Below are 341 nucleotides of genomic sequence, written 5' to 3' on the forward strand. Positions count from 1 at the left end.
GGCGACAGCGCTGACGTTTCGACGAAGGCCGCCAACCCGGCCGCGCCGGCACTGGCCTCTGACGACGGCAAGACCGATCTCTTCGCGCTGCTTTGAGGAGACCGGTCATGACGATCAGCATCGCAAAGATCATCCGCGAGTTCACCTACAACGGCATGAAGTTCGCGGATCCCGGCCCGGCGTTCAGCCCGACCGATGTTCGCGATCTCTTCTCGGCGCAGTATCCCGAGCTCACGACCGCCTCGGTCGACGGGCCGGAAATCGCTGGCGAAGTCGCCTCCTACAAGTTCGTCCGCGCGGCCGGTGCCAAGGGCACCCATGCGTAAGGACGCGCTCATGCG

General features: G+C 65.1%; 1 protein-coding gene. It reads left to right on the plus strand.

Annotation, left to right across the window (positions count from 1 at the left end; all coding sequences use genetic code 11):
• Nucleotides 1-107: 107 nt before the first annotated feature.
• A complete protein-coding gene (locus SB816_RS30375; protein WP_410548039.1) occupies nucleotides 108-326 on the plus strand; it encodes a PRTRC system protein C in 219 nt (72 codons plus the stop codon).
• Nucleotides 327-341: the final 15 nt, after the last annotated feature.

The organism is Achromobacter sp. SIMBA_011, from assembly GCF_046535435.1.
Taxonomy (GTDB): Bacteria; Pseudomonadota; Gammaproteobacteria; order Burkholderiales; family Burkholderiaceae_B; genus Achromobacter; species Achromobacter dolens.